2 protein-coding genes are annotated in these 14,967 nt (G+C 52.8%); both read right to left on the bottom strand.

Features of this window, described 5'->3' with window-relative positions; all coding sequences use genetic code 11:
* Positions 1–320: 320 nt before the first annotated feature.
* A complete protein-coding gene (locus tag O6R05_RS05835) occupies positions 321–11,315 on the bottom strand; it encodes a Rib/alpha-like domain-containing protein (RefSeq protein WP_271191061.1) in 10,995 nt (3,664 codons plus the stop codon).
* An 854-nt stretch (positions 11,316–12,169) separates the two neighbouring features.
* On the bottom strand, positions 12,170–14,905 hold the full coding sequence (secA, locus tag O6R05_RS05840) for a preprotein translocase subunit SecA (RefSeq protein ID WP_271191062.1): 2,736 nt from the start codon (positions 14,903–14,905) through the stop codon (positions 12,170–12,172).
* Between the last annotated feature and the right edge of the window lie 62 nt (positions 14,906–14,967).

Raw genomic sequence — 14,967 nt, forward strand, 5'->3', positions numbered from 1 at the left:
ACGTGCTCTGAGGTAACACGCCTCAATTAAAAAGACATGAAGATTGTTCTTCATGTCTTTTTTTATGCCATCGGTCACTGTCCCTTTTCCTTTCAAACTGCGACCTGATATCCATGCGTTCTCTTCACTTCAAGGCTACCGTCCTCGTGAACCCTCTCCCTCGTCCCTTCTCGCTCCGCGCCACGCCTCACGCCATATTCGTCATCACAACATAAAAACATCTCAACATGAAAAAAGACTACAAGCAAATGCTCATAGTCTTTAATCACGCCTCGGGGCGGCTCAACCTGACAAGGTCGAGTCAGTGCCCGGGGACTTTTTTATTTACGGTTCATAATCACTTTCCAAAGCTCTTCGATACCGGCTTGGTCAATGCGGATAAAGGAATGCGTGTTGGTTGCTTCAACCATGTCATAATATCCCCAGTGACTTTCATCGAGATCGGTGAACTTGCGGATGTCGGCGAGGACATCTTCCAAACCTCGTGCACGAACCATACGATCAAACAGACTGTTCAACATCTTCGCAGCTTCCGCGCGAGTGATATTGTTGTCCGGCTTGAACGTACCGTCCGGATAACCGGCGATGCGATCGTTGCCGTAAGCTTGGTCAATAGCCGCTTCGCCCCAATGATTTTCCACATCGGCAAACGGTGCGTCACCGCTGTTGGCCTGGTCAATGGATTGAATCATCTTCGCAAATTCAGCTCGTGTGATCGGTGCGTTTGGATGGAAGCTGCCGTCCGGATAACCGTTCATCAAGCCATGTTCAACGACAGCGTTGATCGCCGTGTTGTACCAGTCGCTTGGTGTGTCGGTGAAGTTCGGTGCCGCATCATTGGTCATCGTGTAGCCTTTGAGTCGTGCCAACATTGCAGCGGCTTCCGCACGGGTCATGTTGCCGTCAGGGCGAACAGTCTCATCAGGATAACCGTTGATATATGCAATGTGAACATCGATCTCTTCTTGCGGCGTCACCACCTCCTCAGCTGGAGCTGCAGGAGTCGGTTGCGGACCGACCACAATCCATGGGAAGATTGGCGTGTCATCGTCATCGTCCCAGTGAGGTACAGGCGTAGGATCGTAGTTATCATAATCCACATGGACGATAACAACATCTTGAGACCCGTCTACATAAGTGACAATGACAGTAACATCACCATCTTCCGTCGGTACGTTGCCGTCTACGTCGATGGATTGAATGTCACCTGCAGGGATGCCGTCGGTGTTGACTGCACCCTTGATATCATCTTCACTTGGCGTTTGACCAGCTTGCGGTGTGACTGTACCGCCCGTTGGGTCGTACTTGTCAGAAAGATCATCTTCAACGATTGGATCTTGGTAATCCACGTGTATGGTGACTTGGTCTTCTGAACCGTCTACATAAGTGACAATGACAGCGACATCACCATCTTCCGTCGGTACGTTGCCGTCTACGTCGATGGATTGAATGTCACCTGCAGGGATGCCGTCGGTGTTGACTGCACCCTTGATGTCATCTTCACTTGGCGTTTGACCGGCTTGCGGTGTGACTGTACCGCCCGTTGGGTCGTACTTGTCAGAAAGATCATCTTCAACGATTGGATCTTGGTAATCCACGTGTACGGTGACTTGGTCTTCTGAACCGTCGGTGTAGGTGACAATGACAGCGACATCACCATCTTCCGTCGGTACGTTGCCGTCTACGTCGATGGATTGAATGTCACCTGCAGGGATGCCGTCGGTGTTGACTGCACCCTTGATGTCATCTTCACTTGGCGTTTGACCAGCTTGCGGTGTGACTGTACCGCCCGTTGGGTCGTACTTGTCAGAAAGATCATCTTCAACGATTGGATCTTGGTAATCCACGTGTACGGTGACTTGGTCTTCTGAACCGTCGGTGTAGGTGACGGTGACAGTAACATCACCATCTTCCGTCGGTACGTTGCCGTCTACGTCGATGGATTGAATGTCACCTGCAGGGATGCCGTCGGTGTTGACTGCCCCCTTGATGTCATCTTCACTTGGCGTTTGACCGGCTTGCGGTGTGACTGTACCGCCCGTTGGGTCGTACTTGTCGGAAATAGGTTGTGCGTTTGGTGTGACGGTGACTTTGACTTCGTCGCTGGTGCCGTCTGGATAGGTCACGGTGACGGTGGCTTCTCCGGCGGTCCCTGCCTCTGGAATGTCACTGACGCTCACGCTAAAGTTTGGATCGTTTTGCACGTCTTCTGGAATGCTTGAAAGATCGACTTTGGCTTTGACTTCGTCGTCGGTGGCTTTTTTATCGTAGTCTGGGGTCACGGCACCGGTCGCACTTGGATCGTACTTGGTGTTGTCCGGTTGTGCGTTTGGTGTGACGGTGACTTTGACTTCGTCGCTGGTGCCGTCTGGATAGGTCACGGTGACGGTGGCTTCTCCGGCGGTCCCTGCCTCTGGAATGTCACTGACGCTCACGCTAAAGTTTGGATCGTTTTGCACGTCTTCTGGAATGCTTGAAAGATCGACTTTGGCTTTGACTTCGTCGTCGGTGGCTTTTTTATCGTAGTCTGGGGTCACGGCACCGGTCGCACTTGGATCGTACTTGGTGTTGTCCGGTTGTGCGTTTGGTGTGACGGTGACTTTGACTTCGTCGCTGGTGCCGTCTGGATAGGTCACGGTGACGGTGGCTTCTCCGGCGGTCCCTGCGTCTGGAATGTCACTGACGCTCACGCTAAAGTTTGGATCGTTTTGCACGTCTTCTGGAATGCTTGAGAGATCGACTTTGGCTTTGACGTCGTCGTCGGTGGCTTTTTTATCGTAGTCTGGGGTCACGGCACCGGTTGCACTTGGATCGTACTTGGTGTTGTCCGGTTGTGCGTTTGGTGTGACGGTGACTTTGACTTCGTCGCTGGTGCCGTCTGGATAGGTCACGGTGACGGTGGCTTCTCCGGCGGTCCCTGCCTCTGGAATGTCACTGACGCTCACGCTAAAGTTTGGATCGTTTTGCACGTCTTCTGGAATGCTTGAAAGATCGACTTTGGCTTTGACTTCGTCGTCGGTGGCTTGTTTATCGTAGTCTGGGGTCACGGCACCGGTTGCACTTGGATCGTACTTGGTGTTGTCCGGTTGTGCGTTTGGTGTGACGGTGACTTTGACTTCGTCGCTGGTGCCGTCTGGATAGGTCACGGTGACGGTGGCTTCTCCGGCGGTCCCTGCCTCTGGAATGTCACTGACGCTCACGCTAAAGTTTGGATCGTTTTGCACGTCTTCTGGAATGCTTGAAAGATCGACTTTGGCTTTGACTTCGTCGTCGGTGGCTTGTTTATCGTAGTCTGGGGTCACGGCACCGGTTGCACTTGGATCGTACTTGGTGTTGTCCGGTTGTGCGTTTGGTGTGACGGTGACTTTGACTTCGTCGCTGGTGCCGTCTGGATAGGTCACGGTGACGGTGGCTTCTCCGGCGGTCCCTGCCTCTGGAATGTCACTGACGCTCACGCTAAAGTTTGGATCGTTTTGCACGTCTTCTGGAATGCTTGAGAGATCGACTTTGGCTTTGACGTCGTCGTCGGTGGCTTGTTTATCGTAGTCTGGGGTCACGGCACCGGTTGCACTTGGATCGTACTTGGTGTTGTCCGGTTGTGCGTTTGGTGTGACGGTGACTTTGACTTCGTCGCTGGTGCCGTCTGGATAGGTCACGGTGACGGTGGCTTCTCCGGCGGTCCCTGCGTCTGGAATGTCACTGACGCTCACGCTAAAGTTTGGATCGTTTTGCACGTCTTCTGGAATGCTTGAGAGATCGACTTTGGCTTTGACGTCGTCGTCGGTGGCTTGTTTATCGTAGTCTGGGGTCACGGCACCGGTTGCACTTGGATCGTACTTGGTGTTGTCCGGTTGTGCGTTTGGTGTGACGGTGACTTTGACTTCGTCGCTGGTGCCGTCTGGATAGGTCACGGTGACGGTGGCTTCTCCGGCGGTCCCTGCGTCTGGAATGTCACTGACGCTCACGCTAAAGTTTGGATCGTTTTGCACGTCTTCTGGAATGCTTGAGAGATCGACTTTGGCTTTGACGTCGTCGTCGGTGGCTTGTTTATCGTAGTCTGGGGTCACGGCACCGGTTGCACTTGGATCGTACTTGGTGTTGTCCGGTTGTGCGTTCGGTGTGACGGTGACTTTGACTTCGTCGCTGGTACCGTCTGGATAGGTCACGGTTACCGTGGCTTCTCCGGCAGTCCCTGCTTCTGGAATGTCACTCACTTCGACTTTGAAGTTTGGATCGTTTTGCACGTCTTCTGGAATGCTTGAAAGATCGACTTTGGCTTTGACTTCGTCGTCGGTGGCTTTCTTATCGTAGTCTGGAGTCACGGCACCGGTCGCACTTGGATCATATTTTGCGTTGTCCGGTTGAGCTTTCGGTGTGACGGTGACTTTGACTTCGTCGCTGGTTCCGTCTGGATAGGTCACGGTGACGGTGGCTTCTCCGGCGGTCCCTGCCTCTGGAATGTCACTGACGCTCACGCTAAAGTTTGGATCGTTTTGCACGTCTTCTGGAATGCTTGAAAGATCGACTTTGGCTTTGACGTCGTCGTCGGTGGCTTGTTTATCGTAGTCTGGAGTCACGGCACCGGTCGCACTTGGATCATATTTTGCGTTGTCCGGTTGAGCTTTCGGTGTGACGGTGACTTTGACTTCGTCGCTGGTTCCGTCTGGATAGGTCACGGTTACCGTGGCTTCTCCGGCAGTCCCTGCTTCTGGAATGTCACTGACGCTCACGCTAAAGTTTGGATCGTTTTGCACGTCTTCTGGAATGCTTGAAAGATCGACTTTGGCTTTGACGTCGTCGTCGGTGGCTTGTTTATCGTAGTCTGGGGTCACGGCACCGGTTGCACTTGGATCGTACTTGGTGTTGTCCGGTTGTGCGTTTGGTGTGACGGTGACTTTGACTTCGTCGCTGGTGCCGTCTGGATAGGTCACGGTGACGGTGGCTTCTCCGGCGGTCCCTGCCTCTGGAATGTCACTGACGCTCACGCTAAAGTTTGGATCGTTTTGCACGTCTTCTGGAATGCTTGAAAGATCCAATTTGCCTTTGATTTCGTCGTCGGTGGCTTTCTTATCGTAGTCTGGAGTCACGGCACCGGTCGCACTTGGATCATATTTTGCGTTGTCCGGTTGAGCTTTCGGTGTGACGGTGACTTTGACTTCGTCGCTGGTGCCGTCTGGATAGGTCACGGTTACCGTGGCTTCTCCGGCAGTCCCTGCCTCTGGAATGTCACTCACTTCGACTTTGAAGTTTGGATCGTTTTGCACGTCTTCTGGAATGCTTGAAAGATCGACTTTGGCTTTGACGTCGTCGTCGGTGGCTTTTTTATCGTAGTCTGGAGTCACGGCACCGGTCGCACTTGGATCATATTTTGCGTTGTCCGGTTGTGCGTTCGGTGTGACGGTGACTTTGACTTCGTCGCTGGTTCCGTCTGGATAGGTCACGGTGACGGTGGCTTCTCCGGCGGTCCCTGCCTCTGGAATGTCACTCACTTCGACTTTGAAGTTTGGATCGTTTTGCACGTCTTCTGGAATGCTTGAAAGATCCAATTTGCCTTTGATTTCGTCTTCTGTGGCTTTCTTATCGTAGTCTGGAGTCACGGCACCGGTCGCACTTGGATCATATTTTGCGTTGTCCGGTTGAGCTTTCGGTGTGACGGTGACTTTGACTTCGTCGCTGGTTCCGTCTGGATAGGTCACGGTGACGGTGGCTTCTCCGGCAGTCCCTGCCTCTGGAATGTCACTCACTTCGACTTTGAAGTTTGGATCGTTTTGCACGTCTTCTGGAATGCTTGAAAGATCCAATTTGCCTTTGATTTCGTCTTCTGTGGCTTTCTTATCGTAGTCTGGAGTCACGGCACCGGTCGCACTTGGATCATATTTTGCGTTGTCCGGTTGAGCTTTCGGTGTGACGGTGACTTTGACTTCGTCGCTGGTGCCGTCTGGATAGGTCACGGTGACGGTGGCTTCTCCGGCAGTCCCTGCGTCTGGAATGTCACTGACGCTCACGCTAAAGTTTGGATCGTTTTGCACGTCTTCTGGAATGCTTGAGAGATCGACTTTGGCTTTGACGTCGTCGTCGGTGGCTTTTTTATCGTAGTCTGGGGTCACGGCACCGGTTGCACTTGGATCGTACTTGGTGTTGTCCGGTTGAGCGTTTGGTGTGACGGTGACTTTGACTTCGTCGCTGGTGCCGTCTGGATAGGTCACGGTGACGGTGGCTTCTCCGGCGGTCCCTGCCTCTGGAATGTCACTGACGCTCACGCTAAAGTTTGGATCGTTTTGCACGTCTTCTGGAATGCTTGAAAGATCCAATTTGCCTTTGATTTCGTCTTCTGTGGCTTGTTTATCGTAGTCTGGGGTCACGGCACCGGTTGCACTTGGATCGTACTTGGTGTTGTCCGGTTGTGCGTTTGGTGTGACGGTGACTTTGACTTCGTCGCTGGTGCCGTCTGGATAGGTCACGGTGACGGTGGCTTCTCCGGCGGTCCCTGCCTCTGGAATGTCACTGACGCTCACGCTAAAGTTTGGATCGTTTTGCACGTCTTCTGGAATGCTTGAAAGATCGACTTTGGCTTTGACGTCGTCGTCGGTGGCTTGTTTATCGTAGTCTGGGGTCACGGCACCGGTTGCACTTGGATCGTACTTGGTGTTGTCCGGTTGTGCGTTTGGTGTGACGGTGACTTTGACTTCGTCGCTGGTGCCGTCTGGATAGGTCACGGTGACGGTGGCTTCTCCGGCGGTCCCTGCCTCTGGAATGTCACTGACGCTCACGCTAAAGTTTGGATCGTTTTGCACGTCTTCTGGAATGCTTGAAAGATCCAATTTGCCTTTGATTTCGTCTTCTGTGGCTTTCTTATCGTAGTCTGGAGTCACGGCACCGGTCGCACTTGGATCATATTTTGCGTTGTCCGGTTGAGCTTTCGGTGTGACGGTGACTTTGACTTCGTCGCTGGTGCCGTCTGGATAGGTCACGGTTACCGTGGCTTCTCCGGCAGTCCCTGCCTCTGGAATGTCACTCACTTCGACTTTGAAGTTTGGATCGTTTTGCACGTCTTCTGGAATGCTTGAAAGATCGACTTTGGCTTTGACGTCGTCGTCGGTGGCTTGTTTATCGTAGTCTGGAGTCACGGCACCGGTCGCACTTGGATCATATTTTGCGTTGTCCGGTTGTGCGTTCGGTGTGACGGTGACTTTGACTTCGTCGCTGGTTCCGTCTGGATAGGTCACGGTGACGGTGGCTTCTCCGGCGGTCCCTGCCTCTGGAATGTCACTCACTTCGACTTTGAAGTTTGGATCGTTTTGAACGTCTTCTGGAATGCTTGAAAGATCCAATTTGCCTTTGATTTCGTCTTCTGTGGCTTTCTTATCGTAGTCTGGAGTCACGGCACCGGTCGCACTTGGATCATATTTTGCGTTGTCCGGTTGAGCTTTCGGTGTGACGGTGACTTTGACTTCGTCGCTGGTGCCGTCTGGATAGGTCACGGTGACGGTGGCTTCTCCGGCGGTCCCTGCGTCTGGAATGTCACTGACGCTCACGCTAAAGTTTGGATCGTTTTGCACGTCTTCTGGAATGCTTGAGAGATCGACTTTGGCTTTGACGTCGTCGTCGGTGGCTTTTTTATCGTAGTCTGGAGTCACGGCACCGGTTGCACTTGGATCGTACTTGGTGTTGTCCGGTTGTGCGTTTGGTGTGACGGTGACTTTGACTTCGTCGCTGGTGCCGTCTGGATAGGTCACGGTGACGGTGGCTTCTCCGGCGGTCCCTGCCTCTGGAATGTCACTGACGCTCACGCTAAAGTTTGGATCGTTTTGCACGTCTTCTGGAATGCTTGAGAGATCGACTTTGGCTTTGACGTCGTCGTCGGTGGCTTTTTTATCGTAGTCTGGGGTCACGGCACCGGTTGCACTTGGATCGTACTTGGTGTTGTCCGGTTGTGCGTTTGGTGTGACGGTGACTTTGACTTCGTCGCTGGTGCCGTCTGGATAGGTCACGGTGACGGTGGCTTCTCCGGCGGTCCCTGCGTCTGGAATGTCACTGACGCTCACGCTAAAGTTTGGATCGTTTTGCACGTCTTCTGGAATGCTTGAGAGATCGACTTTGGCTTTGACGTCGTCGTCGGTGGCTTGTTTATCGTAGTCTGGGGTCACGGCACCGGTTGCACTTGGATCGTACTTGGTGTTGTCCGGTTGTGCGTTTGGTGTGACGGTGACTTTGACTTCGTCGCTGGTGCCGTCTGGATAGGTCACGGTGACGGTGGCTTCTCCGGCGGTCCCTGCGTCTGGAATGTCACTGACGCTCACGCTAAAGTTTGGATCGTTTTGCACGTCTTCTGGAATGCTTGAGAGATCGACTTTGGCTTTGACGTCGTCGTCGGTGGCTTTTTTATCGTAGTCTGGGGTCACGGCACCGGTTGCACTTGGATCGTACTTGGTGTTGTCCGGTTGTGCGTTTGGTGTGACGGTGACTTTGACTTCGTCGCTGGTGCCGTCTGGATAGGTCACGGTGACGGTGGCTTCTCCGGCGGTCCCTGCGTCTGGAATGTCACTGACGCTCACGCTAAAGTTTGGATCGTTTTGCACGTCTTCTGGAATGCTTGAGAGATCGACTTTGGCTTTGACTTCGTCGTCGGTGGCTTTTTTATCGTAGTCTGGGGTCACGGCACCGGTTGCACTTGGATCGTACTTGGTGTTGTCATCGACAACTTTCGGGTTTTGATCCTCATCATCTGGGATGCCGTCGCCATCGTCGTCGTCATCGGTCACATCTGGTGTGCCGTCCTTATCGGTGTCACGTTGTACGGTGACGGATACGGTGGCTTCTTTGGTTTCCTCGCCGTTTTCTACGGTGACTGGGACGCTGATGACGCGGCTTTCTTCGCTGTCGTCGGTCCAATCGGTCACGACTGGGGTCCCGGTGAGGTTGCCGTTACCATCGACGTTCAGTCCATTGGTTTCGGTGCCGGTGATGGTGGAGCCTGCTTTGTTGACGCTCACGACTTTGGTGCCTTCTGGTACGGCTTGGCCTTCTTGGGCGTTGGCCGGTGTGGTGGCGACACTCAGTTCGTCAGCGACTTTTGGTTGGTCGTCCTCGTCATCTGGGATGCCGTCGCCATCGTCGTCGTCATCGGTCACATCTGGTGTGCCGTCCTTATCGGTGTCACGTTGTACGGTGATGGTGACTTCTTCGGTATCTTCTTCCCCGTTGTTAGTACCTTTTACGGTTAAGGTGATGGTTTTGGTTTCATCGTCGCCCCAGTCCGCCACACTTGGCGTACCGGTGAGAGATCCGGCTTCGGTGATTGTGAAATTGTCATCACCCTCCACGGAATATACGGTGTTCTCTTTATTTGCCGTGAAAGTAATCGGATCAATGCCCTTGCCCTCCACGACAGTGGCGTCACCGCTCTTTTGGATGGCCAACGGTTCGGCTTTTCCTACGGTCACGGTGGTGTCGGAGATGGCAAAGCTTGAGGTGCCGTCCGGCGAGTAAGCCACGATGACCACTTTGTCCCCGTCGGCAAAGGTGTTCGGTGCCACATCAATGGTGAACTCGCCACTGTCCAATTTGTCGGCCGGAATGGTGGTTTCGGCTTTAACCTCTTTATCCGTGTAGTCGGTCACACCCTCTTCGTATTTGTAGGCACGTACAATAACATTCGCCGCATCACCATTGGTGGTGGTCAAGACTACCGTCGGATCTGCCGGCGAATTGTACTTGGTTTTCTCTACTGTCCCTGTGATTTGTGCCTGATCACCTTCTTCAAAGCTTGTGGTGGTGACGACAGGTTTTGTCACGATGTAGGACTTGGCATCGGTGAGTTTGGTGTTGTCCTCAAATTCCTGTCCATCCGGCACGCCGTCGCCGTCGGTATCGACGAGGAATTTGTTGGAGCCGATTTCATCTTCCACAAAGTCGTAGAGACCGTCCTTGTCGATATCCAACACTTGAAGATAAGAGTTGGAATAGGAGTTGAGGATTCGCTTGTTCGGCTTGCCGCCGTCCGGTTTATTAATATTCGGGAACGAATTGACTTGATTTAAGAAGTCGGCGGTTTGCCAGGATTCAAAAATCAACTGAGAATCATTGGTCGTGATGTACTCATTTAACGCTTCGGCAAACTCCAGGTTGGTGACCTCCGGCTTGAGGCCGTAGCGAATGGTGTAGTTTCGGGATTGACCCAACGCACCATAGAAGACCTTGCTGTCCAGCTCGCTGCGGACGGCGTCACGCTTCGTGGTAGTGTCCTCAAAAAGGATGGAAATCTGCGGCGTGTCGGCGGTGGTGATAAAGCCGTTCTTTGCAGAATCGACGACCAGTTGAATCTGGCGGTCCTTTTCAGCGTACATCTTGCCCTGTTCATCGGACGAACCCAGGTAGACATTGTCGAGGTCGATGTATTGGAGCAAAGCCTCCGGAATCTGTTCGTTGATGTAAAGCACCCAAGCAGAGTTGGCTTGGAGGAAGTTTTGGTTCGGCTTAAAGGAGACGGTGGATACGATCTGTTTATTGACCGCATCGTAAGTGACTTTCTTGCCAAATTTACCTTCCGACCAGCCGCCATCTCTGGACTTCGTTCCATCGCTTTGGGTTAAAGGATTGGCTCCGGTCATCAGATAGTTTTCATTTTCCGTGCCTGTGTTGGTCGGTTCGGCCGGGTGATTCGCGTTGTCGCTTAAAATAAATCCGGTATCGTTGCCGTTGACATCGGCGATATTTTGAGAGTCGACCCAGCGAGTGGAGAACGCGATCTTATCTCGGTCAAGACCTAAGCTTTCCAAAGTTTGTCCGTCTTTGAGTGTGATGATGACGTCATGATTGGTGACGAGTCCGATAGCCCCAGAATTAAAAGTCTTTGCGTTGATGGGCACTTTCCACAGGGCGCCGTCAGCTTCTTTTTCGAACTGTACGCCGTTCACAGAGACGGATTCAATGTTTTGGAAAAATTCCTCTCTGTAGAAGGAAAGTAAATAGCGTCCGTTGTATGGCCCTTGGTCGGTGCCGCCCCAGCCTGTAGATCTATTCGCCCATTTTGATACAGCTAGATGGATGCCTTGATTGTCGACGCGGTCAAATTCTGTGACGGCGTAGCGCAGCGGACCGGGTGCCTCGCCGTTGAGTTGATAGTGAACGGTGTTGTCCATGCCCCGAGCTGCGGTTGATACATCAGCGGCAAAGACGTAGCTTGCCGGCGTCAGAATGCACTGACCGAGCAGGCAGGACACTAATCCGATGCTTAATTTGCGCATCCCCCACTTGGGGCGTCGTGTCGCGGATTTATTTCGTTTGTCTGCTATAATTTTTTTGAAAAATTCCACATATACCTCCTTAATCTTCTTAAACCGCCATCACGCCAGCCGGCGTCGCTGTGTGACGTCGCTGTCCGGGCGGTTGGTTTCTTTTTTCTTCGTAGCTTCAAGCTATTTTGCAGTGTTTCGGTATAGAATCGTGATGAAAGAACGACGTTATACAGCGAATCCTGCGCCGGGTTATCCCCCGTGTGTTCCCTTGACTTTGCCTGTAGATCCTCCCTTTCATGTACATGATGGTTATACTATATTATACTACTTTTTCGCCGGCTTGTATTTTTTTTTTTTTCTTGGCGTTTTTGTAAAATTTTTTTACATCTTCGTTCGTGAGATTGGAAGCGGGTTGCAAAGGGCGGCGGCAGTCGGGTTGAGAAGATGCGAGGAGCGCTACCGCCGAGAGGTGCGATGTGATTTGAGTTGTGGCGGTCGGTCTGCGGTTGCCTTGAGCCCTGCGATATGATTTTTTTCGATTGGAGAAGGTACGAGGGGTAGCGATTGGTGCAATGGTCTTGAGAGTTGCTTCTGTCTTAGCGGTGAGGGTGATGGGTTATCCCTCCTCCGCTTAATCGTCATAAATGTATTCCCTCTCGCATAACCCACGAGCCTTTCACTTGCTCCGCAGTGACTGCACCCATCGCACGTGGCGTGGGCGGTACGGCGATGGTCTCAAGCGTTGCGCCCTTCGTGTTATCGCAACGTTCCCCCTCGTGAGTGTCTCACCTCGAATCGCGCTTCTCTTATCTTCTCTTTCTTATCACTGTGCACGTTCTCTTATCCCTCGAGCTTCCACGCCGCTTCCTCAGCACTGACGCCGAGCCGCCACGCAACCGGACATAAAAAAATCCGGCCGAAGCCGGATTGGGTTACATAGTTTTGCCGTGGCAGTTTTTATATTTCTTGCCGCTGCCGCATGGACACGGGTCGTTGCGTCCGATTTTTTTATCTTTTCTCACGAAGGGTTTTTGCTTGCCGTCGTCGGGATTGACGGTTTCCACTTCTTTGGCCACGCGCACCCGTGCCACTTTCTCAGGGTTGACGATGTGGAAGAGCATTTTGATGGTGTCTTCTTTGATGGATTCGTTCATGGCTTCGAACATATCGAAGCCTTCCTGTCCGTAGGCCCGCACGGGATCGACCTGACCCACGGCACGAAGTCCGATGCCCTTTCTGAGTTGATCCATCGCGTCGATGTGATCCATCCACTTTTGGTCGACGTTTTGGAGCAGTGCCACCCGTTCAATTTCACGGAATTTGTCACTGCCGAACTCCGCTTCTTTGTCGTCATACTTGGCTTTGGCGAGGTCGCGGATATGGGCTTTTAATGCGTCCGGCTCGTCGCTCACGCCGTCGAGAAAGTCGTCGCTGAAACCGAATTGGTTCATGCCGTAGAGGGTGAGGCCTTCTCTATCCATGTACTGTTTGTGGTCGTCGTCGACTTTGTGGTAGAAGTCCACGGTCTTGTCGACGAGGTCGTCTATCATGGTGACGATGTCGTCTTTCAAATCTTCGCCCTCAAGGACTCGGGAGCGCTCGTTATAGATGACTTCCCGCTGTTTGTTCATGACGTCGTCGTATTGGAGGACGTTTTTACGAATGGAGAAGTTGTTGCCTTCGACTTTACGCTGTGCGGACTCGATGAGACGGGTGAGGATCTTGGCTTCGATAGGTTCGTCGTCCGGCGTGTCCACCATTTCCATGGTGGCTTTAAACCGGTCTCCGGCAAAGAGTCGAATGAGGTCGTCGTCTCCGGAGATGTAGAAGCGGGTTTGTCCGGCGTCCCCTTGACGTCCGGCCCGGCCACGGAGCTGATTGTCGATCCGTCGGGACTCGTGCCGTTCTGTCCCGATGATGCGAAGTCCCCCTGCCGCGATGACTTTTGCCGCCTCGTCGTCGGTCTCTGCTTTAAATTTCTTCACCAGATCCTGATACTTTTGACGTGCCGCTAAAATTTCCGTATCGTCGGTGTCGTTGTAGGAGTCGACTTCGTCTAAGAGGGCTTCTTCCATGCCGTGGCGTTTCAGGTCCTGCTTGGCCATGTATTCGGGATTGCCCCCGAGGACGATGTCCGTACCACGGCCGGCCATGTTGGTGGCGATGGTGACGGCGCCGAAGCGGCCGGCTTGGGCGACGATTTCGGATTCCTGCTCGTGTTTCTTGGCGTTCAGCACGTTGTGCTTGATGCCGGCTCGTTTGAGATATTTGGAGAGCTCTTCGGATTTTTCAATGGAGATGGTACCGACGAGAACGGGCTGTCCGGTTTCATGAGCCTCGGCGATTTCTCTCGTGACGGCTCTGAACTTGGCGTCTTCGGTTTTGAAGATGGCGTCGTTGCTGTCCACACGGGCGATAGGTTTGTTCGTTGGGATTTCGACGACGTCGATGTTGTAGATGTCTCGGAATTCCCCTTCTTCGGTCATGGCTGTCCCGGTCATGCCGGCGAGTTTTTTGTACATTCTGAAGTAGTTTTGGAAGGTGATGGTGGCAAGGGTTTTGCTTTCCGCTTTTACTTCCAGTCCTTCTTTGGCTTCGATGGCCTGGTGCAGACCTTCGGAGTAGCGGCGCCCGTACATGAGACGGCCGGTGAATTCGTCGACGATGATAATTTCACCGTCCTGAACGACGTAGTTGATGTCTTTTTTCATGGTGCCTTGTGCTTTCAAGGCCTGATTGATGTGGTGGGAGAGCTCCATGTTCTCCAGGTCGGAGAGGTTCTCCACGCCGAAGTAACGTTCGGCTTTTTCGATACCGCGGTCGGTGAGGACGGCGGTCTTGTCTTTTTCGCTGATGACATAGTCTACGGTTTCGTCTTCAAAGGTGCGGTTGAAGCGTTCCATGTTGGACTCGTCTTCGGATTTGATGCGGTATGAGAGGGAGTTGACAAAGTCCCGGGCTCTCGTGTAGAGCTCGGTAGACTCGTCGCCGATGCCGGAGATGATCAGCGGCGTACGGGCTTCATCGATGAGGATGGAGTCAACTTCGTCGACGATACAGAAGTTGAGCTTTCGTTGTACCCGCTCTTTCTTATAGATGACCATGTTGTCTCTGAGGTAGTCGAATCCGAATTCGTTGTTCGTCCCGTATGTGATGTCGCAGGCATAGGCGGCCTGACGCTCTTCGTGGTCCATGTCGTGGAGGATACATCCCACGGTGAGTCCCAGGAAGTTATAGACTTTGCCCATCCACTGCTTGTCACGGTTGGCGAGGTAGTCGTTGACGGTGACGACGTGCACCCCGTCGCCGCTAAGGGCGTTGAGGTAGGTCGGGAGGGTTGCCACCAAGGTTTTCCCTTCCCCTGTTTTCATCTCGGCAATCCGTCCCTGATGGAGGATGATGCCGCCGATGACTTGGACTCGGAAGTGTTTCATACCGAGCACACGCATGGAGGCTTCCCGGACGACGGCAAAGGCCTCCGGCAATAAGTCGTCCAGTGATGTGCCGTTCTTATATCTATCTTTAAATTCTACGGTTTTATGTTTTAATTCCTCATCGCTCAGCGCCGCCATGGTGCTTTCAAGACTCATGACGCTGTTGACGATAGGATCGATTTTTTTGAGTTCTCTGTCAGAATAACTGCCGAAAACTTTATCAAATAAACCCACGTTTCCACCCTTTCCAGTTTGTTTTCCATTCTTCATTATAACCATTATCCCTGCAAAAAAAC

Source organism: Peptoniphilus equinus (assembly GCF_027921445.1).
Classification (GTDB): domain Bacteria; phylum Bacillota; class Clostridia; order Tissierellales; family Peptoniphilaceae; genus Peptoniphilus; species Peptoniphilus equinus.